Source organism: Thermoflexibacter ruber (assembly GCF_900113045.1).
Classification (GTDB): Bacteria; Bacteroidota; Bacteroidia; order Cytophagales; family Thermoflexibacteraceae; genus Thermoflexibacter; species Thermoflexibacter ruber.
Window position 1 is genome coordinate 135,114 of record NZ_FONY01000005.1, and the last position, 22,798, is coordinate 157,911.

Annotated in this window: 22 protein-coding genes; 16 read left to right on the forward strand and 6 right to left on the reverse strand. The window is 37.4% G+C overall.

Going from position 1 to position 22,798, the window contains the following annotated elements; translation table 11 throughout:
- Positions 1 to 18 precede the first annotated feature (18 nt).
- The 12 genes from BM141_RS04255 (at position 19) to dtd (ending at position 11,963) form a co-directional block, all read left to right on the forward strand.
- On the forward strand, positions 19 to 1,020 hold the full coding sequence (locus BM141_RS04255; protein WP_091540584.1) for an alpha/beta hydrolase: 1,002 nt from the start codon (positions 19 to 21) through the stop codon (positions 1,018 to 1,020).
- Between the two features lie 2 nt (positions 1,021 to 1,022).
- Positions 1,023 to 1,880, forward strand: a complete 858-nt coding sequence (locus BM141_RS04260; RefSeq protein ID WP_091540588.1) for an N-acetylglucosamine kinase — start codon at positions 1,023 to 1,025, stop codon at positions 1,878 to 1,880.
- A 76-nt stretch (positions 1,881 to 1,956) separates the two neighbouring features.
- On the forward strand, positions 1,957 to 3,363 hold the full coding sequence (locus BM141_RS04265) for a tagaturonate reductase (protein WP_091540591.1): 1,407 nt from the start codon (positions 1,957 to 1,959) through the stop codon (positions 3,361 to 3,363).
- A gap of 100 nt (positions 3,364 to 3,463) precedes the next feature.
- Positions 3,464 to 4,849, forward strand: a complete 1,386-nt coding sequence (locus BM141_RS04270; RefSeq protein WP_091540595.1) for a glycosyltransferase family 4 protein — start codon at positions 3,464 to 3,466, stop codon at positions 4,847 to 4,849.
- Positions 4,850 to 5,135: 286 nt separating this feature from the next.
- Positions 5,136 to 6,683: an OmpP1/FadL family transporter gene (locus tag BM141_RS04275; protein WP_091540599.1), complete on the forward strand. Its 1,548-nt coding sequence runs from the start codon at positions 5,136 to 5,138 to the stop codon at positions 6,681 to 6,683.
- Positions 6,684 to 6,904: 221 nt separating this feature from the next.
- On the forward strand, positions 6,905 to 7,447 hold the full coding sequence (locus BM141_RS04280) for a SiaB family protein kinase (RefSeq protein ID WP_262509448.1): 543 nt from the start codon (positions 6,905 to 6,907) through the stop codon (positions 7,445 to 7,447).
- Between the two features lie 28 nt (positions 7,448 to 7,475).
- Entirely contained in the window at positions 7,476 to 7,850 is a 375-nt protein-coding gene (locus BM141_RS04285) for a DUF1987 domain-containing protein (protein ID WP_091540606.1), read from the forward strand.
- Between the two features lie 107 nt (positions 7,851 to 7,957).
- A complete protein-coding gene (locus BM141_RS04290; RefSeq protein WP_091540611.1) occupies positions 7,958 to 8,575 on the forward strand; it encodes a hypothetical protein in 618 nt (205 codons plus the stop codon).
- A 24-nt stretch (positions 8,576 to 8,599) separates the two neighbouring features.
- Positions 8,600 to 9,457, forward strand: coding sequence for a transglutaminase-like domain-containing protein (locus BM141_RS04295; protein ID WP_245763974.1), 858 nt, complete (start codon positions 8,600 to 8,602; stop codon positions 9,455 to 9,457).
- Positions 9,458 to 9,549: 92 nt separating this feature from the next.
- Positions 9,550 to 10,254 carry a YiaD family glycine zipper/OmpA-like lipoprotein gene (locus BM141_RS04300; protein ID WP_091540614.1) on the forward strand — a complete coding sequence of 235 codons (705 nt, stop codon included), beginning with the start codon at positions 9,550 to 9,552 and terminating at the stop codon, positions 10,252 to 10,254.
- A gap of 12 nt (positions 10,255 to 10,266) precedes the next feature.
- The gene (locus BM141_RS04305) at positions 10,267 to 11,514 is read left to right on the forward strand and encodes a M16 family metallopeptidase (RefSeq protein WP_091540618.1); all 1,248 of its coding nucleotides are present in this window, start codon (positions 10,267 to 10,269) and stop codon (positions 11,512 to 11,514) included.
- Entirely contained in the window at positions 11,511 to 11,963 is a 453-nt protein-coding gene (gene dtd / locus BM141_RS04310; protein ID WP_091540622.1) for a D-aminoacyl-tRNA deacylase, read from the forward strand. Before BM141_RS04305 ends, dtd begins: the two co-directional genes overlap by 4 nt.
- 17 nt (positions 11,964 to 11,980) lie before the next feature.
- Here dtd and BM141_RS04315 read toward each other — a convergent pair whose 3' ends face one another.
- Entirely contained in the window at positions 11,981 to 12,418 is a 438-nt protein-coding gene (locus BM141_RS04315) for a DUF4783 domain-containing protein (protein ID WP_091540625.1), read from the reverse strand.
- Positions 12,419 to 12,701: 283 nt separating this feature from the next.
- Between BM141_RS04315 and BM141_RS04320 the strand changes: the two genes are divergently transcribed.
- The 3 genes from BM141_RS04320 (at position 12,702) to BM141_RS04330 (ending at position 16,119) form a co-directional block, all read left to right on the forward strand.
- The gene (locus BM141_RS04320) at positions 12,702 to 13,277 is read left to right on the forward strand and encodes an outer membrane beta-barrel protein (protein WP_091540629.1); all 576 of its coding nucleotides are present in this window, start codon (positions 12,702 to 12,704) and stop codon (positions 13,275 to 13,277) included.
- A 43-nt stretch (positions 13,278 to 13,320) separates the two neighbouring features.
- Complete coding sequence (locus BM141_RS04325; protein WP_091540633.1) at positions 13,321 to 15,339, forward strand: FAD-dependent oxidoreductase; 2,019 nt, start codon at positions 13,321 to 13,323, stop codon at positions 15,337 to 15,339.
- A 270-nt stretch (positions 15,340 to 15,609) separates the two neighbouring features.
- Complete coding sequence (locus BM141_RS04330; protein ID WP_091540636.1) at positions 15,610 to 16,119, forward strand: hypothetical protein; 510 nt, start codon at positions 15,610 to 15,612, stop codon at positions 16,117 to 16,119.
- A 4-nt stretch (positions 16,120 to 16,123) separates the two neighbouring features.
- On the opposite strand, the gene BM141_RS04335 is transcribed toward BM141_RS04330, so the two are convergent.
- The 4 genes from BM141_RS04335 to BM141_RS04345 form a co-directional block, all read right to left on the reverse strand.
- Positions 16,124 to 16,705, reverse strand: a complete 582-nt coding sequence (locus tag BM141_RS04335) for a helix-turn-helix domain-containing protein (protein ID WP_091540638.1) — start codon at positions 16,703 to 16,705, stop codon at positions 16,124 to 16,126.
- 5 nt (positions 16,706 to 16,710) lie between these two features.
- Entirely contained in the window at positions 16,711 to 17,100 is a 390-nt protein-coding gene (locus BM141_RS04340; protein ID WP_091540642.1) for a heavy-metal-associated domain-containing protein, read from the reverse strand.
- Between the two features lie 286 nt (positions 17,101 to 17,386).
- Positions 17,387 to 17,782, reverse strand: a complete 396-nt coding sequence (locus BM141_RS22530) for an HYC_CC_PP family protein (protein WP_143090796.1) — start codon at positions 17,780 to 17,782, stop codon at positions 17,387 to 17,389.
- A 492-nt stretch (positions 17,783 to 18,274) separates the two neighbouring features.
- A complete protein-coding gene (locus BM141_RS04345; RefSeq protein ID WP_091540645.1) occupies positions 18,275 to 20,881 on the reverse strand; it encodes a M14 metallopeptidase family protein in 2,607 nt (868 codons plus the stop codon).
- Between the two features lie 180 nt (positions 20,882 to 21,061).
- Here BM141_RS04345 and BM141_RS04350 point away from each other — a divergent pair, with 180 nt between their 5' ends.
- The gene (locus BM141_RS04350; RefSeq protein ID WP_091540648.1) at positions 21,062 to 21,634 is read left to right on the forward strand and encodes a hypothetical protein; all 573 of its coding nucleotides are present in this window, start codon (positions 21,062 to 21,064) and stop codon (positions 21,632 to 21,634) included.
- Between the two features lie 14 nt (positions 21,635 to 21,648).
- Here the strand turns inward: BM141_RS04350 and BM141_RS04355 are convergent, their stop codons facing one another.
- Positions 21,649 to 22,518 carry a hydroxymethylglutaryl-CoA lyase gene (locus BM141_RS04355; RefSeq protein WP_317039429.1) on the reverse strand — a complete coding sequence of 290 codons (870 nt, stop codon included), beginning with the start codon at positions 22,516 to 22,518 and terminating at the stop codon, positions 21,649 to 21,651.
- Between the last annotated feature and the right edge of the window lie 280 nt (positions 22,519 to 22,798).

Here is a 22,798-nt window from a genome sequence, read left to right on the forward strand (position 1 = left end):
CAAATTCCCTTATTGCCAATGAAAAAATTTTTTAAAATATTCTTTGTAGCATTGGTGTTAATGGCTGGCGTATATGTCTTAGGACCTCGCCCTACCTCGCCCCGATTAGATGGTGTACTGCCAAATGTACCTGCTGACTTAGGACTCTTAGAAGAGGAAGTTAATCGCTTGGAAAGTCATCACCCCTCTATCAAACCTGACAACCAAGCACGCATCGTTTGGGCAGACTCTACCAAGCAAAAAACTCCTTATAGTGTAGTGTATCTGCATGGCTTCTCGGCAAGCCAAAAAGAAGGAGAACCTATCCACATCAATTTTGCCAAAAGATACGGTTGTAACTTGTACTTAGCTCGTTTAGAGGAACACGGCATAGATACCGCAGATATTTTTAAAAATCTTACCGCTGAGAAATTATTGGCAAGTGCCAAAAGAGCCGTAGCGATAGGCAAGCAAATTGGCGAAAAAGTCATTATAATGGCGACCTCAGCAGGCGGTATGCAGGCTTTGTATATTGCTTCCCAAAATCCTGATATTTACGGTTTGGTAATTTATTCTCCACTAATTGATTTTTTTGACCCATTTACTGCCTTACTTGATAAACCTTGGGGCTTGCAAATTGCAGAAAAAGCAATAGGAGCAAACCCCAGAGCTATGAAAGAAGAAAAATTAGGCGAGGGACAGTATTGGACTAAAAAATACAGGCTTGAAGGTTTAGTAGCTCTCAAATCTTTGGTAAGTACTACTATGACTGAGGAAACTTTTACCAATATCAAGCAACCTGTTTTTGTAGGCTACTATTATAAAGATGAAGAACATCAGGACAAAGTAGTGTCCGTCAAGGCAATACAAAAAATGTTTGGGCAGTTAGGTACTCCTGCCCATCTGAAACGGAAAGTGGCTTTCCCTAACGTCAATAATCACGTCATTGCTTCTTACATCAAGTCTGAAGATTTGCAAAGTGTTCAGGAAGAAACTTTTAAGTTTGCAGAAGAGATTTTGAAATTAAGCGTAAAACAGTAGATATGATACTCATAGCAGACAGCGGCTCCACTAAGACCTCTTGGCGACTGCTCCAGCCCAATGGCTACACCATACAAGCTAAATCCGTAGGCATGAATCCCTACTATCAAGACACTGCCTCTATCATACAGATTTTGAATGATTTGTTTTTTACTCAACTTTTTCCTTCTCTGCAAACTCCACAAGAAGTAAGCGAAATTTATTTTTATGGAGCGGGCTGTGCCACGCCAGAGCGTTGTCAAATCGTTGAAGCAGGTTTGAAACAGGTTTTTCCTTTAGCAAAAATAGAAGTCCATAGCGATGTTTTAGGAGCGGCAAGAGCCTTGTGCGGACAGGAGGCAGGCATTGCTTGTATTTTGGGAACAGGCTCAGGCGCAGCACTTTACGATGGGAAAAATATTATCCAATCTGCTATTAGTCTTGGTTTTTGGCTGGGGGACGAGGGAAGTGGGGGCTATTTAGGAAAGAAAGTCGTTACTGACTTCCTCAACCAAGAGATGCCCGAGCATTTAGCTCTACTTTTTGCCAAAAGATACCAACTCACCAGAGAAAATGTATTAGAAAATATCAATAAACCTTTTCCCAATCGTTATTTTGCTTCCTTTTCCAAGTTTTTCTTTGACCACCTGACCGAGCCTTACTGTTATGAATCTGTGTATCAAAGTTTTGTTTTGTTTTTTGACCGTAGAGTGAGTAAGTTTGAAAACTACCAAAAGTACAAGGTGCATTTTACAGGTTCGGTAGCTTTTTACTATGCCAACGTGTTGCGTCAGGTGGCTAATGACAAGGGTATTGCGCTGAGGAACATCATAGAAGAACCCATAGCAGGTTTGGTATTGTATCATCAAAAGGATTATTAGAAGAATAGCAGTAACTATGCAAAATAAATTTTTAAACTAAAAGCAAATTTTTTCACAATCCCAATCACAATTTTATATGCAACAACTCTCACAACAACTTATTCGCTCTAAGGCTGATTTGCCTGAAAAAGTATTACAGTTCGGTACGGGTATCCTGCTAAGAGGGCTACCTGATTTTTTCATTGATAAGGCAAACAAAGCTGGTATTTTTCAAGGAAAAATTGTCATAGTCAAATCTACCTCCGGAGGGACAGACGATTTTCAAAAGCAAGATGGGCTTTTTACTACTTGTATTAGAGGCATACAAAACGGTCAGGTAGTGAGTGAAAATATAATCAATGAGTCTATTTCCAGAGTTATCTCAGCTAACGACAATTGGAATGATATTTTGATGATTGCTCAAAGTATTGATTTGCAAGTTGTTATTTCTAATACTACCGAAGTAGGGATTCAATACGTAGAAGAAAGTATTTTTGCTAAGCCCCCAACTTCTTTCCCTGCCAAATTGACGGCTGTATTATATAAAAGGTTTAAAAATCAATTAGATGGATTAGTTATTATCCCTACTGAACTTATCCCTGACAATGGCTTAAAACTTAAAAATATTGTTTTACAGCTAATAGAATTTAACCACTTAGGAGAAGAATTTAAGAATTGGGTAGAAAAAGAAAATTCTTTTTGTAATTCTTTGGTAGATAGGATTGTAACTAATGTTACTCCTGAAATCAGTCATTCACTTCCCTATCAAGATGCATTAGCCATTCAAACTGAACCTTATAGGCTTTGGGCGATACAAGGCGACAAGAAAGTCAAAGAAGTCCTATCTTTTGCCCAAGTAGATGAAGGAGTAATTATTGCAGAAAATATTGATTATTATAGAGAAAGAAAGCTAAGACTGCTTAATGGCACGCATACTATCAGTGTTTGCAAAGGCTACCTGAAAGGCTTTAATACAGTCTATGAATGTATGCAAGATGCAGAAATGCAACATTTTATAAAGAATGTCATGTTAGAAGAAATAGCTCCTACTGTACTTGCGCAAGATTTCAAACACTTACAACCTACCAAAGCAGATTTAGAAAAGTTTGCCTATGAAGTATTAGACCGTTTTGGTAATCCTCACATAGTACACTACTTACTCAGCATTACCCTGCAAGCTACTTCCAAGATGAAGATGAGGAACATACCTACTATTTTGCGTTATTATCAGCAGTTTGGTAAAGCCCCTCACCTCATGGCAGAGGGTTTCAAAGCGTATTTACTTTTTATGCGAGTAGTCAAAGAGGAAAATGGCAAATTTTATGGAAAAAGGGGAGCAGATTTTTATCTAATCCAAGATGACTATGCGTCTTATTTTGCAGAAAAATGGAAAAATATTGCTACGGAGGATACCCAGGCAGTCAATCAAGTACTTCATCAAATATACAATGATGCTGATTTTTGGGGAACAGACTTGACAAAAGTACAAGGATTCATAGTATAATTTTTTGCTTATACAAAAGTACGTAAAGTCTTTAAATTACAAAAATTTCACTTAATTTTGCTCTCAATCTAAGCAAGCTCTAATTTTACCAAATTATAAAATGCAATCTAAAAAATTGAAAGTGTTGATGTTAGGTTGGGAGTTTCCTCCATTTTTGACAGGAGGGCTGGGGCAGGCTTGTTATAGCATTGCAAAGGCTCTTAGCCGCCATGTCGACCTTACCTTGATTATCCCCCAAAGCGACCCTCAATTTATTTTAGACAATATCAATATCATAGGACTAAATCAACTGACTGACGAAGATGTAACTGTAGAAAGACAGGAATATCATATAGAGGAAATTACAGAAGTAGTATTTGTGCCTATGGATATTAGCCCGTACCCTATTCCTGTGATGAAAACTATCAAGAAGATAGCAGAGTCAGAAACGACAGTCAAACAAACTATGGACTCCCGACAGATTAGGGAACTATACGATACAGGACAAAATTATGGGGCAAATATTTTAGAGAAAGTAGATACCTTTGCGGAAGTAGTAGCGCAGATAGCCCTCAAAAGAGAGTTTGATGTAATTCATGCGCATGATTGGCTTACTTTTCCCGCAGGCATTCAGTTAAAAAGACTAACAGGTAAGCCTTTAGTCGTGCATATACATTCTTTGGAAACTGACCGCATAGGTATAGGTGCGAGAAGCCCTCACAACAAAGTGTATCACATAGAATATGATGGAATGAGCATGGCAGACCTAATCATTCCCGTCAGCTACTTTACCAAAGCACAAATTTTGGAGCATTATCCTTACATAGAAGCAGACAAAATTTTTCCCGTGCATAATGCCATAGACCCTCTGCCTGAGCGATATACAGCCACTCATATCTTGCAAGAGCCAGAAAAACTTGGTGATTATGGCTATTCCAAAAAGCCACCTGCGCCTAACAAAAAAATGATACTTTTCTTAGGACGAATCACTTACCAAAAAGGTCCTGAATTTCTTTTAGAAACTGCGGAAAAACTCCTCAAAAAAGATAATAATATTATTTTTGTCATTGCAGGGGTAGGCGACCAGCAGCAGTGGCTAATGAGCGAAGTCAGCAGAAGAAAATTAGGAGAGTCTTTTATTTTTACAGGCTTTTTAAGCAAAAAAAGGGTACACGAACTCTTAGAAAGAGTAGATGTCTATTTTATGCCTTCCGTTTCTGAACCCTTCGGGCTTTCTGCCTTAGAAGCCGCTCAGCACGAAGTGCCTGCGGTGCTTTCTAAGCAATCAGGAGTTTCTGAAATTCTCCATAACGTACTCAAAGCCGACTGTTGGGACGCTAACAAGTTTGCTAACTATCTTTATGCACTCTTGCACTACGAGGGCATCAGAGAGCTACTTGCAGAGGCAAGCAAGAAAGAAGTAGAGAAACTAACATGGGAAAGTGCTGCGATGCAAATAGTAGAGTTATATGAAAAACAACTTTTTAGTACAGTGGAAGTGCTTTAGTAGTCTGACCTATTACGTCATATCTGCTAATTGTTTACTTTTGTTATTTTTGAAACATCGCCTTTTCAAAAGTCGTTCTATTGATATAGTGTACTTTTCTAATTGAGTTTGTATAAATATTCGTTCTCTTGTAGGTCTGACTTTCCAAGTCAAATGCCATTATCTCGATTTAGAAAATCGGTACCACAGCCAAAGAATATTTTTTTCTTGAATATCAATAAGAAAAACATATAAGTTAGCACAGACAATTATTTATTCATTAGATTATCCAAATCCTCGATAGTATATGAAACTTAAATATTGGACATTTTTAATTGTATTTTTTTTTAATTCATTAGCTTTTGCTCAAAATCCAGACAACGCATTAGGCTACTATTTTGATGCCCTCCGATATACCAATACGCAGTTTGGAGGCTCGGCAAGGTTTCAAGGCATTGCAGGAGCGAATACAGCCTTGGGGGGCGACCCTACTGCCGCTTTGACCAATCCTGCGGGTTTAGGATTTATTCGCAGAGCAGAAATGATTGTCAGTACATCTATCAATTTGACCAATGCCAATACAAGTTTCATCAATAACAGTACACCTGATTCCAGAACCAATCTAAGTATCAATCAGTTAGGTGTAGTTTGGGGGACAGATAGAGGTAGTGATGCTGATTTGCGCGGCACTGCCTTTGCGATTACTTTTACTCGTAACAATGACCTGAATCGCCAATGGAGCTATAGCGGCTTAAATGACAGAAATAATATTATTAGCTCATTCTTAGCAGGTTCAGGAGGAAGCGTAACTTGGAATGAATTTGATGACGAAGTAAGAAATGGCATTTTTACGCTTAGTGGCATGGCGTATGCTACTCGCCTCATCTTACCAGACCTTAATGACCCCACCAATGCACAAAATCAATACGTTACTTTTGTGCCAATACGACCTACCGAACAAAGAGAAAAAATTACCGAAACAGGGGCACAAAACCAATGGAATCTTTCTTATGCGATTAACTACAAAGACATGCTTTACATAGGGGCAGGCATAGGCATTCCTACGATTCGATACAATCGCACCAAAGAATATACAGAAATCCCACAAGCAAATAGTCCTCTGAATGGTTTGCGTTTGCGAGAACGTCTATCCCAAAGTGGTATAGGTATCAATGCCTCCTTGGGCGTGATTTTCCGTCCAGTAGATTATATCAGATTGGGTGCAAGTATCATTACCCCAACTATTTACAGTGTCAATGATAACTATGATGCGGACTTATCTGTAAGCTACAATAACTACACTATTATAGAGATTGTCAATGGAGTGGAAGTACCCGTAACCTTGCGCGACCTCAATGCACGTACTATTCTCCTCCAATCGCAGTACAATATGCGCACCCCACTGCGAATCAATGGGGGAGTAGCTATTTTTCTTGGGAAACAGGGATTTATCAGTGGAGATGTGGAATTAGTAGATTACTCTGGTGTTAGGTTCTCTAATCCGCAGCCCGTTTTTAATATGGAAAGCGATAATGCAGTCATCAAACTCATTTATCGCTCTACTGTAAATATTAGATTAGGTTCAGAGTTTAGATTTGGTACATTCAGGATCAGAGGCGGATATGCTATGTACGGCAGCGCACTCAAAGAGGATATTCCCGCCCCAGAGGGACAGATGACCTTTATCACAGGCGGACTGGGTAAGCGTACAGACAAGTTCTACTTAGATGGGGCGATTTCTTACCGTACTTCTCAAAGTAGTTATCGCCCCTACCTGCTGAGAGGAGCAGAACCTACGGCTATCACCGACAATACAAGGCTAACAGCTACTTTTACTTTAGGCTTTTTCTTTTAAACCTTATTAAAGTTTTGTGTACGATATTTGCTTTTATAGTTTAATTCCAATTTTTTTGCATTGGAATTAAACATATATGTTTTTTCCAAGTACAATTTGTTAATTTGCTACTTAAAATAATTTGTTGGATTCAAAGTTTTTCTTAGATTCGCAAAATTATAACTAACATTGTATTGCTTACATCACAGTTTATATTAGAAAAAGGTCAATTTTTAAATAATTTGGATATACAGGCTTATTACAAACAGATGCAGTCAAGTAGTATAGTTATGTCGTATAAAGGTGCGGCATCAAACGACTTATTGACAAGCCTTTTATCTATTGCTCAGACAAAACTTGCTGAAACTGAAAGCAAATCAGCCATCAAAAAAAGAGTTTTTAGTATATTAGTAGAAATTTTGCAAAATATCTATCATCACTACGAAGCAGTGCATGGTAATAGCCTACATGAAGACGATGCCATTACTTTTCTATTAGTAAAGTTAGATGATACTTATACTATTATTACAGGGAATTATGTAGCGTCAAAAGATGTAATGATGCTTAAGCAACGTATAGATGAAGTAAACTCTCTCACGGCTGATGAGTTAAAAGAGAAATATCGTGAGCAACTGAATATAGGTGTAGTTTCCCCTAAGGGAGGGGCTGGTTTAGGCATCATAGATATTGCAAGGAAATCTGGCAATAGATTAGAATACGAATTTGAAGAGTTTGACCCTCATTATTCTTTTTTTAGTTTGACAGTAAGAATATCAGCTAATTAGCAATATATTTATTCATATATATAATAATATGGAAAATTTTTATTTAGAGGAAACATCTAAAACACCAAAACTAAGTTTTGACCGAAAAACAGGTAAATTCTTAATGTCAGGTCGTTCTATTCCAGAAAATTCAATAGAATTTTACAGACCTCTTTTTGAGTGGTTAGATGATTATGTGAAGAGTCCGTCAGATAAGACTATTTTTGATATTAAGTTAGAATATTTTAACACAAGTTCGTCTAAGTGCTTAGTTGAAATCTTCAGACGCTTAGAAAGAATAGATAATAACAGTGTAGTTATCAACTGGTTTTATGAGGAAGATGACGAAGACATGCAAGAGTCTGGCGAAGATTTCAAAGAAATTATTGATATTCCAATAGTAATGAATGTGATTGAAAATTAATACCCATGATAAAGTTCTTCACTCAGCCTTAGAGCGACTGTATTGGGAACTTACAGTCGCTTTTTTTGTTAATTTAAAGAGTTTACTTATTTAGAAACTATTAAGTTATGAGTAAAACACAACAAGTTGATAAAAGTCAAGTTTTTGAAAAAGAAACGCAGATTTTATCTCATTCCAGAAACGTATTAACGCAGCCTGCCGAAGAATTGACTCTCGATACGCTGAGAGGGGAGTACGAAAAACTTTCACAAAGCTACGCTCAACTATTAGGCGAGGCAAAGCTTTTGACTTCGGTGAGTGACAGGCTTCAAAGCAGGTTGGACAAGGCTAATGACAATGTAAATAGGAAAGAAACCGAACTAAATATAGCCTTGACTTCCTTAGAAAAGTCTAAGAATAGCATGACTATTACTAACATTATTTTTATGTTTATAGTAGGGCTATTTTTGGTCATAGATTGGACAGTTGATGCCGTGCAGTTAGTAGATGAGGAAGCTATTACCAAAATAGCAGATAAAGCGATAGAAATGTCTAAAACAGAGGAAAAAGAGATAGCTCCCATGTTGAATAGCAAAATAAGTTCGTATTTTCAAGAGGAGCAGACGATAGAAATTATCACAAAACTAATCATTGTAATCCTAATTATTCCTCTGAAAATATTTTTAGGAAATATGCTACAAAAACTATCAACCAAGAAAAAGCAAAGTGTAGCAATCTTAGAATAGTACAAGATGACTGCAAAAAATACCATGAACGACACAGTAATCAATGAAAAGGAAATTAAAGCAATGGTATCCCTCCTTGATGATGACGATGTAGAGGTAGTTAGTATTATAGAAGAAAAAATAGCTACTTTGGGAGAGCAAGTGATACCATTTCTGGAAGAAGAATGGCTACGACAGTTTAACCCCTTAGTACAGAAGCGAATAGAGCAACTACTTCATTCCATCAACTATAATTCTGTCAGAGAACGCTTAGCATACTGGGTTAAATATGAGGAGAAAGATTTGCTCAAAGGTATGTGGATAGTCGCTACTTATCAGTATCCTGATTTGAGTCTGGAAGACCTAAGAAAGCAAATAGACCAACTCTACTATGATACTTGGGCGGAATTTAAGGTGGATTTGATGCCCTTAGACCAAATAAAATTATTAAACAACATTTTTTTCAACAAGTTCAGGTTCAAAGCCAATACTGCTAATATCAAGGCTGTTTCTAACTCTATGCTCAATAATATATTAGAAGGTAAAAAATCAAATCCTATCGGGCTTTGTATCGTCTATATGCTTATTGCACAAAAACTCAAACTTCCTGTTTACGGAGTAAATCTACCCAATATTTTTATCCTCACTTACAAAACAGAAAAATTACAATTTTATATCAATGTATTCAATAAAGGCTTGACTTTTGTAAAAAATGACATAGATAACTATATCCTTCAGTTGGGTATTACTTCAAGACCAATGTTCTACGAGCCTTGCTCCAATTTGGACATCATAAAGCGAGTGCTAAGAAACTTAATTGTGGCTTACGAAGATATTGGGGAAAAAATTAAGGCAGAAGAAGTGCAAAACCTGCTGACATGGCTACCTGAAGACAAATTTTAGAATAGAACTTAACAAGAAATAGTGAAAATCATACGTTTACTAATATGCTGAAGTATTTGTAAAATTTATTATCCACTTAAACATAACAAGATATGAGAAGAAAAATAAGTATATTCTTAGCTTTTGTTTTATTTTTGAATGTGTCTTTTTTACCGAGTTGTAAAATGAGTAACACGGGCAAAGGAGCGGTGATAGGAGCAGGAGCTGGTGCAGTCATTGGGGGGGCTATCGGTAGCAGGTCTGGCAATACAGCTACTGGGGCTATCTTAGGAGCCGCAATAGGAGGCGTAGGTGGGGCAGCTATTGGTAGGTACATGGACAAGCAAAAAAGAAAATTAGAAGAAGATTTGAAAAGAAACAATCCATCTGGAAACCCTGAAAATGAGGTAAAGGTAGAAAGAGAAGGCGAAGGAATCAAAGTTACGCTTGGCTCAGGAATCCTCTTTGATGTAGGCAAAGCAGACCTAAAACCTCAGGTCAGAGAGAATCTGAGAAAAATGTCAGAAACGCTCAAAGAATACAAAGACACAGAAGTTTTGATTACAGGACATACAGATAGCGATGGCTCTGATGAGTTTAATCAAAAACTTTCTGAACGCAGAGCAAATTCCGTTTCTGCTTACCTGTCTTCTTTGGGTATCGCTCCAAGTCGATTAAAAACTATGGGTTTAGGAGAAACCCAACCCGTAGTGGAAAATACTACTCCTCAAAACAAACAAAGAAATAGGCGTGTAGAAATAGCCATTTATGCCAACGAGGAGTTAAAGAAAAAAGCAAGAGAAGGTAAACTTGATTAAAGAATATTACAGATGATTGAATACCAAAGTTTTATTTTAGATAACGGATTAAAAGTTTATGTACATGAAGACCGCTCCGTAGCTACGGCGGCGGTCAATATTCTCTATGATGTAGGGTCAAGAGATGAGCATCCTGATAAAACTGGCTTCGCCCATTTGTTTGAGCATCTGATGTTTGGAGGCTCTAAGAATATTCCTGAGTATGACAAACCTCTGCAAAGGGTAGGCGGAGAGAATAATGCCTTTACTTCGCCTGACATCACTAACTATTACATTACACTTCCTTCACAAAACTTAGAAACAGCTTTTTGGCTCGAGTCTGACCGCATGATGTCGCTCTCTTTCAAGCCAGAGGTTTTAGAAGTACAGCGCAAAGTGGTTATCGAGGAGTTTAAGCAAAGATATTTGAACCAACCTTATGGAGATATATGGTTAAGATTAAGACCTTTGGCTTATAAAACACACCCTTACCAATGGGCAACCATTGGGAAAGACATTGCTCACATAGAGCAGGCTACTATGGACGATGTCAAAGATTTTTTCTATCGCTACTACTTGCCCAACAATGCCATCATGGTAATAGCTGGTAACGTAAATTTAGACGAAGTCAAAAAACTTTCTGAAAAGTGGTTTGCGCCCATTCCTGCTGGTGAAGTACCCCAACGCCAACTACCTCAGGAACAGGAACAGCGAGAATCTCGCTTTTTAGAAATCGAGGCGAATGTACCTGCTACTATGATTTACAAAGTTTATCAAATGTGTGAAAGAACCTCACCTGACTATATTCCCACAGATTTGCTGAGCGATGTGTTAGGGCGAAGCAAATCCTCGCGACTTCATCAAAAATTGGTACAAGAACAAAAATTGTTTAGTGCTGCCAGTGCTTTTGTAACAGGCTCTATTGACAAAGGGCTTTTTTGCATTTCGGGAAAATTGCACGAAGGAGTAAGCATAGAAAATGCAGCAAAAGCACTTCAAGAGGTGATAGATGAACTTGTGAATGAAAAAATAAGTGAAGCAGAACTGCAAAAAGTGAAAAATCAAGTAGAATCTACGCTAATTTTGGGGGAGATAGAAGTACTGCCCAGAGCGATGAACTTAGCTTATCATGCTCTATTAGGGAATCCAGATTTGATTAATAAGGAAGCTGAGTATATCCAAGCAGTTACTGTGGAGCAGATTCAGCAAATCGCAAAAAAGGTACTCAGACCCGATAACTGCTCTACGCTGTATTACAAAAGTAAAAATAATAACAGATGATAGCAGTAATCCAAAGAGTATCAGAGGCTTCTGTAAAAATTGACGGGCAAGTAAAAGGACAAATTGGTATAGGTTATGCGATTTTATTGGGCATAGGGCAAGATGATGACATGGAGGATATAGACTGGCTTACTTCCAAAGTCATTAATTTGCGTATTTTTGGTGATGAGGAGGGTAAAATGAACTTAGGTTTGCAAGAGGTAAAGGGAGATATACTGCTCATCAGTCAATTTACTTTGCATGCAAGTACCAAAAAAGGAAATCGTCCTTCTTTTATAGAGGCTGCCAAACCAGAAACGGCTATTCCTCTGTATGAAAAAACTATCAAGGCATTTGAAGAAAAATTAGGTAAAAAAATTCAGACAGGTGAATTTGGAGCAGACATGAAAGTAAGTCTTACCAATGACGGTCCCGTTACCATTATCATTGATACCAAAAATAAGAAGTAGAGCAAAAAAATCAAAATTTATTCCTTGCTAAAATCTATTTCATCTATCAAGTAGCTACCTTCATACATTTTTAACTTCATAAAAACACGAAAAGTACCCACAGCTTTTCCCGTGCTATCTCTGTAAGTGTATTTTCCTATGGTATATTTCATACCTTCTTTGGAGGTACCCTGATGCACGTAAACAAAGTCTTGAGGAGGGTTGTCTTTGAAAAATCCTTTTAGTACATACTCAGCTTGCGTTTTGCTGTAATTGTTACTCATAACACCATCACTTTCATTGGCACTAATTTTTAACTCCACTGTATTATGAAAGTGTTTTATCAACTCTTTAGAGTTGCCTGTCTTAATGGCTACCTTGGCATTGCTGATAATTTCATCTTGGGCAGATACACTACCCAATGAAAATAAAAAAAATACAACAAATAAAATGAGTGGGGGTACGTTAAATTTCATAGTCAAAAAAGGGTAATTTTTCTAAATTATTGCTAAAATAATGCCAAGTGTTAAAATATAATTTTTCTACTTAAAAATAAAATTTTTCTAATTTTTGTCGCTAAAAAAATAATATCTTGAAGAATAAAATTAAAAGGAATACGTATATCTTTTACAATTAATATGCCCATAATTCAAGAATTTTATATATTTTTGCTAACAAAGTTGGTAAAATATTCTTTCTTCGGTCAAAGTACTATTTTTGGTATAGCTAATTTTAAGAAATTTAAGACTTTTGAATACTATGGTAAAGAGAAACTTCCTTATAGCTTTTATCTTGTGTGCTATCCACTCACACTTGGCTTTTTGTCAGATACAAATGCCTAACTTTACCCAGAAAAAAATGCAGATAGGTTTGAATGTAGGAACGATGTTTTCTTTTTTAGGGAATGGGCAAACTGCTTTTAGTACTTACGCCAACCCTACTCTCAACTACAATTTTAGACCTAAATGGCATTTTCAAGCAGGCTTACTCTTTGCCAATCAGCAGTTTAGATTAGATGCCCCTTTAGAAAATCAGAAGCAAAATTTTTCTGCGAACAGTGCTTTCCTAACTTTGGGCTTAGCTTATGATGTAAATGAAAAGTTACAAGTAGGTGGAATGATTTATTCCAATACTACCCAACTTCACCAACAAGCTCTTAATAATTTTAATGCCAAAAACTGGGGCATGTTACTAAGAGCTTCTTACAAAGTAACAGAGAACTTTTCCATTCATGGTGCAGTCAATATTTCTAATGGAAGAAATCCTTATTTAAGCCCTTGGAACAATCCTACTTTTCAGAATAATTGGAATACGCCAAGAATATGGGGCTGGTAAGCGCGATTTCATCTTAACTTTTTTATTTAAAATTGACAATAAGATGCTCAAAAGACTACTCGCAAAACTACCATTGATTTTACTTTTTAGCTATCTTATTCCTAATCAACTCAAAGGACAAGATGTGGAAGCAGACGTTTGTGTGTATGGCGGCACGGCGAGTGGGGTTATTACTGCCTATACTGCCAAAAAGTTAGGCAAATCTGTCATACTCATAGAGCCAAGCAATCACTTGGGCGGAATGACCACAGGTGGCTTAGGACATACAGACATAGGGAATAAGTTTGTAGTTACAGGTTTAGCAAGAGATTTTTATAGAAGGATAGGAAAACACTATGGTACATTTGAAAAATGGATTTTTGAGCCACATGTTGCGAAAAATATTCTGCTCAACTATCTCAAAGAGGCAGATGTGCAAGTGTGGTATCAAACAAGATTGCGGGCAGTCAATAAACAGGCAGGTTTTATTCAATCGATTATTTTAGAAGATGATGAAAAGCCTGCTGTCAGTCCACTGCGAGTCGTCAAGGCTAAAATGTTCATAGATTGTACTTATGAAGGAGATTTGATGGCAAAAGCAGGTGTTTCCTATACGGTAGGTCGAGAAGCAAACAGTCAGTACGGAGAAACTTATAACGGCGTGCAAATGTTAGACAAGCATCAGTTTCCTGACGGCATTGACCCTTATAGAATCAAAGGGAAACGAGAAAGTGGTTTGATTTGGGGAATCAGCAACGAAGCTCTACCACCTAATGGTACTGGAGATAAAAAATTACAAGCCTACAACTTTCGGATATGCCTATCTAAAAACCCTAACAATCAGATTCCTATTACCCAACCAGAAAACTATGACCCCAGTAAGTATGAACTGCTATTGCGACAAATAGAACTTACTCAGCCCAAAGAACTTAACTGGCAACTTCTGCATATCGCTCCTATGCCCAATCAAAAAACAGACATCAATAACTGTGGAGGTTTTTCTACAGACATGATTGGTATGAACTATGACTATCCTGAGGCGGACTACGAAACACGAAAACAAATAATAAAAGCCCACGAAGATTATACCAAAGGACTATTGTATTTTATTGGGAATGACCCTCGTATGCCAGAGCATTTGCGAAAAGAAATGAAACTATATGGTTATCCGAAAGATGAGTACGTAGAAAATGGGAACTGGTCGCCTCAACTCTATATCCGAGAAGCGCGACGCATGGTAGGCGACTATGTAATGACCCAACACCACTGCGAAGGCAAAGAAATAGCCCCTGAGGCTGTCGGAATGGCCGCATATACTATGGATTCGCATAACTGTAGCCGCTTGGTAGTCAATGGTATGGTAAAAAATGAGGGAGATGTGCAAATAGGTGGTTTCCCTCCTTACCCTATAGCCTATCGTGCTTTAGTTCCCAAAGAAAGCGAATGTAAGAATCTCTTAGTGCCTGTTTGTTTGTCTGCCACGCATATTGCTTTTGGTTCTATCCGAATGGAGCCTGTTTTTATGGTGTTGGGACAGTCCTCCGCAGTTGCCGCTTCATTAGCTATAGATAACCAAACTTCCGTACAGCACATTGACGTAAAAAAATTACAAAATATCCTAAAAACCAATCCATTAGCAGACGGAAGTACGCCAGAAATATTGGTTGATAATGAAAACATAGAAAATATACTTATCAAAGGCACATGGAAAAAAGAAAAGCGATATGGAAGTTATGGGCTTTCCATGCTCATAGATGACAGTAAAGGAAGTAAACCTAAATCAGTAAGTTTCATACCCAATATTCTCAAAGCTGGTACATATCAAGTTTATTTTTACCTACCTAAAATTCAAGGTTTGAGTTCCCAAGTTGTGCTAAGACTTTATCAAGGAAAAAAATACAAAGAAATAGTGATTAAGACCAATGAGGTGGTTGTGGAAGGGCAGACTTCTGGGGAATGGGTAAATGTAGGACAATATGCTTTGCCCAAAGGGAGAAAAAGCTACTTGGAAGTCTATAATGGTTCATCAGCCGGGAATGTCCTTGCAGATGCCGTGCTTTTTGTACCTGAAAAAAGCAAGTAAATGTTATCTACACACTCTTTATAGGTAATTCAACGTTATTAGGTGTTCTTTTAAATCCGTTAGGATTTTAATATTGGTAGCTATCCATTCCCAGCTAAATACCCAAATCCGTTAGGAGTTAAATAGCAGTGTTCAACTCCTAACAGAGTTGGAATGGTAGCAAAAAATCTTTCCTACCAATAGGCAATGCCTAACGGCATATTTAAAAATGACTTTATTTTTGTTGGACTAATTAATTTTCTGAAGTAAATAAAACACATACAATTTAGCATGAGAAAAGATTTGAAAGAAATCGCAATGAAATACGACTTGAGTTTAGGAGCAGTCATTATGCTTTTCTCTGGTTTACAGAATACACAAGGGAATCAAGTTCAGTTTAACCACCCCGAGTTAGGTGGCTTGGGACAGTGGCAAGCGGGCATGATTATGATTGGAGATATGTTTAATCATGCCCTCAAAGCCAAAATCAACGAACTTTGCCACGAATTAGCCCTTATTGTGAAAAAAGAACAAAAAGCCACTCCTAAAAAGTCTGTCATTAAGAATTTTGATGCTATCTATGGTACTCCTGCTCTTAAAGGCACACAAAACGACCTTAAATACGCTTATTACCCTGCCAAAGATATTTTCATCATAGAACAGTATGACAAGTTGGAAAAATACAGTACTAAGGGCTACCAAATTACAGGTATTTCTCAGCAACAAAACTATTTTTCCCAAGATTTGACTATTCAGACAGACAAAGGAAACATCACTCTTTCTATGCTGACCAAAGTATAAAAAACTAAGTACCTACCTTGTCTAAACCTCTGCGAGCCTTATCTTTCTGTTGTTTGTATTCAGAAGGAGTTAGCCCTGTAACCTTTTTGAATTGATTAGAAAGGTGCTGAACACTGCTATAGTCCATCTGATAGGCTATCTCAGAAAGTGTTAGTTCTCCATAAGTTAGCAATTCTTTGACGCGTTCTATTTTTTGTAGAATGATGTACTTTTCTATAGTAATTCCTTCATGAGAGGAAAATAGCATACTTAGGTACGAGTAATCGAAGCCTAATTGCTCAGAAAAATAATCAGAATAGTTCACCAACAAGGGAGTTGCCTCCAAGTTGCGGTGAATCAGCTCAATCACTAAGGTTTTGATTTGCTCCACTATTTTTTGCTTTCTATCCTCCACCAATTCAAAACCATTGATTTTCAATATATTTCTAATTTGTTCAAGAGCTTCTTTCCCTATCTGATTAGCTATTTCTATTTCTCCCAACTTTGCATTTACCACTGAAAAGCCTTCTTTCTGTAATTCTTTGGTAAGCACACCCACACATCGGTCGCAAACCATGTTCTTAACAGCCAGATAAGTTGTTTTCATAGGCTTTATCGATTATCGTGAGAACTCACTCCATCGCGGTACAAACAACAATCAGGTAGTTTTTTATATACCTCGTCTTTGGCTTTGACTTTTTCTGTATCATGCCCAACGCCAGCGACCAGCTCATGTATTTTTAACTCATTGATTTTCTTTGGTTTGTATATTACCGTGAGCAGTTGTGTTTTCCTATCCCAAGTAGCCGACTTAATACCCGTAGTGTAAAGAGCATCCTCGATTCGTTCTTTGCACATACCGCATACTCCACTAACTTTGAATTGGGCAGTAGTTTCATCTGTTTTATTTTTCTGCTTCTCTATTTCTTGGGCTTGAGATGAAAATGTGTACAAAGAAATTAACAATGTTACTAATATGAATGATTTAACGATTGTTTTCATGTTTTTATAATTTTAAAATGAATTGTATTAAGAGATAAGTAATTGTGCAAATTAAAGTGTCTTTTATTCAGTGCATAAGCACCATAGCTTTGTAGTGAATAAGTAGCCAATAGATTTATCAAAGACCCTTTATGTACGACCCATAAGCTTGATAATAAATTAGTTATGCTTAATTGGGACTTTGATGATTAGTTTTTACAGTTCACTACAAACGGTCAGTCTTTCTCCCCCGGCAGAACTGCTACCAGATTATAGTGAATGTATAATTTTGCTTAATTACCTAATCCTAAATTCTAAAAACACGGAAAAACAAGTAAAGTGGAGGTTTGGGCGGATAAGATTGATTTCTAATTTGCTGATTTAAAGCAAATAATGGAGTTTTAAGCGGGAAAAGATGTAAGTTAAAAAATGAAAGGGTTGGTAGATACATTATCTTTAAAAAAGAAAATGTATTTAACTTTACCAAGTTTTGGTCGGTTGCTAACTTGACTACACTTATTTCGTCTTCGCAGCAATCGCTTTCCTTACTGCTTTTCATCAGCGAACAGGCACATTGCTTTTTCTCTGACGAAAAAAGACTTATATGAGCTAAGCTACCTCCACAAAAGTGCTTACTTACACTTACCCCTATACTGAGAGCAAGGTAAACCATGAGGAGCAGTATGGAAATAGCTTTTTTCACGATTTTATTTATTCCTTTAACAATTCATAAAACTATTAAGGTGTAGTAAATAGTTCCCGTTTTGTGAAATATTTGTGCAAGATTTTTCTAAAAATACCCTCATAGATGTAAATTTTATTGATATTTAGGAAACATTCTTTCCTGCTTAGGTATCTAACTTTCTAAATCAGATATATCCGATTTGGAAAAATCGAGCTTCTATAAGGGCAAATAATAGTTGAAAATTAATCTAAGTCAAGGGATTATGTTTTTATCTAAAAGAAGTACAATTTTTGATTATTTCAGCAAAAATGTTTCTCAATTTCATCTATTAACTGACCTTAGTGAAAAGACTACTAACACTACATTTTTATAAAGGCAATACCAGATAAAACCTATTTATTTTTATAAATTTCATTCATTCAAAAATAAAAAAACCGCCAGCAAGAAACTAACTTCTACTGACAGTTCAAAGATATAAAAAAACGAAAATTAGTAATTATCCATTACCAATTAATCCTCATGTTCTCCTCCTTCCACATTGGGCGCACTTATCAAGCTCCCTAAGAACAAAGCATTGAGAAACAGCTTATTCGTTCCGTACCAAGTACCTCTGAAATTGGGATTGTCTGAGAAAAGAATAACTCGTCCCGCACCCTCCCCGCTTACTAATATTGCCGCAGAGTTTGCTAATTTCTTTAGATTATCGTTAGAAATATAACCACTGATGCGTGGGTTAGCAGTGTACTGTCCTATCGTATTGTAAGGATTAGTGCTTGGTTCTAACATAGTTACGCCATTGCGATAGATAGGCAGTTTGCGGTTGGTATAACCAAAACCTATGGGGTGCGTAATGTCCAAATCTATCTCAAAGATTGCTCCGTTGATGCCTTTTGCTCCTTCGGTGGGTGCAGCTTTGTCAAAATCTATGCGGGTAATTTTAGGGTCTTTTTTGTCTTTTTCGTCTTTCTTTTCCTCTTTGAGTTTTTCTTTGGTCAGCCCTTGTTTGATAGCCCATTCTGCTGCTCCTTTGAAGGTAATGAGCGTGCCACCGCTGGCAAGCCAAGATTTTAAGCGATTTTTTGTGCCTTCGTCTATGCTATTATAGCCTCCTCCTCCAAAACCACCACCTACCATGACAATAGTAGTGTATTTGGAAAGATTAGCTCGCCCTAAATTTACCAACTCCAATTTCGTAATTGGCATTCCTATCCTTTGGTCGAGCAAGTGCCAAACTTCACCTACTTCATAGGCATTAATTCCCGCACCTATTACGATTAATACCTCTGGTTTTTTCACCGTTCTCACGTTGTTGCTACCCAAGTCAATACCCGAAAGGTTATAACCTGTGCTTACAGAAAACACATCAATCATCGCCGCCTTGCTTACTTTTTGTAAAAGTGAAAATAGAGAATCCGCAGAAATTTTTTGCTGCTGAACAGGAATCACCAGCGTTCCATAGCCAAAATTTCTTTCTTTCCCATTGATTGCAGTACTAAAAGGTTTGAAAGATGTTTGCACGATAGCTCCCTCATTGACAAGGTGATACAAGGCTTTGGGTGCGTAGTAATCTGTCCAATCTATGAGGTAAGCGTAGTTAGATTTTTCTACTTTAGCAGGAACTTTTACTTTGGTTTCTGTAACTTGCTTTCCTTTGGCAAAAGGCGTTTTCAACTCCGCATGAGGCAAGCCAAAAGCATGCACCAACGTCCAAGTAGAAGCATCGTAAAAAATGCTATCTGCAAACTTAGTAACATTCTCAAAAACAGATTGAACCATGATGTAGTTGAGCTGTTCGGTAGGCACAATGTAGGATTTCCCCTTTTCAAACTTTTTCCCCTCTATACTTTGGTCACTTTCTACCTCGTAGCACTCTATTTCGTGGCTTAATAGCATATTTACAAAGGCATTGGTGCGATTTTCGTCTTTGCTATCACCAAAAATATAGCCTTTGACAGGGCTTTTTCTTGCATTTTCCAAAGAAATACGGTAAAAATCCCTACGATGTTTGATGAGTTCCGTCCTTTCTCCTATACTTCCACGAATCGTTGCCAAACTTGCAGCAACTTGGTTGCGGATAGTGAAAGCAAAAGTAAGTGGAATAGTCGTAGTTTCCTGAAGGTGTCCTCTTGAACTTGCTTGTTCGAATAAAAAGCCAATGCCCCCGTAAAAATTCACATAACTTGAACCGTATCCTGGATAAAGTTTATCAAAAACCTCTTTGGTGAAATACATAGAGCCAATGTCATTCATGCCTTTTTCAAAATACTTGGCAAAGCGAATATGTAAGTTTTCATACAAATTCTTGGGAACAAGTGGGTTGTTGCTTGCAGGAAGTCCTGGGTCAAAGTAAAAAGAGGAGTTTGTCCCCATTTCGTGATGGTCGGTATTGACGTAAGGTTTCCACTTGTGAAACATCTTCATACGGTTGCGGGTTTCGGGGTGAACGCCCAAAAACCAATCCCGATTCAAGTCAAACCAATAGTGATTCGTTCTGCCTCCAGGCCATACCTCATTGTGTTCCCTGTCCAAAGGGTCAGCCACCATAGGCGTTCCCTTGTGCATATTTGCCCAATGCGTGTGCCTATCTCTGCCGTCAGGATTAATCACAGGGTCAAGCGTTATCACCAAGTTACTCAGCCAGTTAAGCGTTTCTTCGCTTTCGGAAGCGGCTAAATAATAGGCAGTAAGCATGGCGGCTTCAGTGCTGGAAGGCTCGTTTCCATGCACATTGTAACCCAAGTGAATTACCAAAGGCTCGTTGTCCGCCACATTTTGCGTAGCCCTTTGCAGGTGCGCCTTGCGAATGTCCTCCAAGCGAGCGTGATTGGCGGGGGAGGTAATCGTAAGCAAGATTTGAGGGCGATACTCGTAGGTCTGCCCAAAAATCTCCGAACTAATCCTATCTGAGAGACGGTCAAGCTCTTGCATATAGGCAATTACTCGGTCGTGCCGAGTGTGGTGCGTGCCAATCGCATAGCCCAAAAACTGCTCAGGCGTAGGGATAGCAAGATTTAACTTTTCCGCTTTGGGGAAAAAATAGGCATTCTGTGCCTGCAAATGAAGGCAAGAAATGCCCAAAAACAAGAATAAAATAAAAAGTAGAGTCGTTTTCTTCATAGTCTTTCTTTTTTTAATCAATTTATTTAGTCAAAGATGCTTAAAAACTATGAGAAAGGGAAAGGGGTGAAGGGAGATTTTTTGTTTTTTAGTCCCTCAATATAAAAAAGTAATAAGTCAGAAAAGTTTTTTGTTTTGAATGATGTAGCTTTGAAGCTAAACACAAAACCTCATTACTCTATGAAACTTATCATCTTTATCCTATTGGTCTTAACCAATTTACACATACAAAGTAACCGACAGCTTAACTTACGTGAAAACTTAAATAAGCGATTCCAAGGCGGAGCAGATGCCTTTTTTAAACTTTGGGGGATGGAAACAAGATATGCGAGAAAAGCGAGAGAAAGCTGTGTAGTAGGTGTAGCTATTGTTACCTTCCAAGTAGATTGTGAAGGGAAACTGCAACACATTACTTTTAAAAATAAATTAGGCTCAGGACTTGATGAAGAAGTGGAAAGAGTTTTAAAACTCACAGAAAATCACTGGCTTAAATGTGAAGATAATAAGGAAGAGGGTTTTGAACTTTCTATAAAATTTATTCTTGGAGATACCCAATTCTCTGGACAAGGAGAAATTACCGTTACAGGCTATCAATCAGGCTTACAATGTCCTAATGATGAAGACTTAATCAAGCAATTAGAAAAAGTAAAAAAGAAGCGCCAAACTGCAAATCTTATCCCAATCTACGAAGAATTGATACGGAGGAATCCTCATAATCAAGCATATAGAGAGGAGTTACAAAAGATAAAGTAAATCTAAAAGGATTTTTAGACTATCGCTTCATTTTCATAAATGAAAATCTCCCGACTAATTTCTATGGCTTTGTGCAAAGCATCTAAACTTAAATGCAAGTCTATGCCTTTATGCAAAAAATGCTGAACCATCTTTTCTGTGGCAATATTGCCGGTGAGTTCATCTTTTGCCATAGGGCAACCTCCAAAGCCTCCTACTGCCCCGTCAAATCGCCTGCAACCTGCTTGGTAAGCAGCTTCTATTTTTTGCATCGCCGTTCTTGGATTGGAGTGAAAATGCGCACCAAATTCTATTTCAGGGAAAGCAGGGTTAAGTTGGGTAAATAAATCTACAATTAAGTTAGGCTCAGAAACACCAATAGTATCCGAAAGCATGATGATTTGTACCCCAATTTCACTGAGTTGTTGAGCAAACTTTTCTACTATACTTTGGTCAAAAGGGTCGCCATACGGATTGCCGAAACCCATAGAAATATAAACGACTAATTTTTTCCCTGATTGTAAGCACAAATCTTGTATTTCTTTAAGCGAATCAAAAGATTGGGCTATCGTTTTATTGGTATTTCGTAGCTGAAAAGTCTCAGAAGCAGACAAGGGAAAACCTAAGTAGGAAATTTCCGAGAACTGACAAGCGTTTTTGGCTCCATTCACGCTCGCTACGATTGCTAATAGCTTAGTTTTTGTTATTGAGAGGTCTAAACGACGAAGCACCTCTGCGGTATCTTGCATTTGTGGAATGACTTTGGCAGAAACAAAACTCCCAAAGTCTAAACTATCAAAGCCGACTTTAAGCAACTGATTGATATACTGTACTTTTAGTTCCGTAGGAATCCACTCTTTAATGCCTTGCATAGCATCACGTGGACATTCTATTAGTTTCATCATGCTGTTGTTTATTGATAGTGGCAAAAATAAGAAAAATAGGGAGAAAACTACTTATAAAATGGGAAATCAGTACCATCAAGAATTTTGATTTAGTTCTATATAAGTAATAAGTATCTTATTACCAATAACATGCAAGCCTATATATTTATTCCAAAATGTTAATTTTAAAAAAAAGTAAATCGAATGTTAAAAAAATTAAATTTTAACTTTTTTAAACCTTTTATATCAACACTTATCTATGTGGTAATCAATTTTTTAATACTTATCTGGAATAATTCTA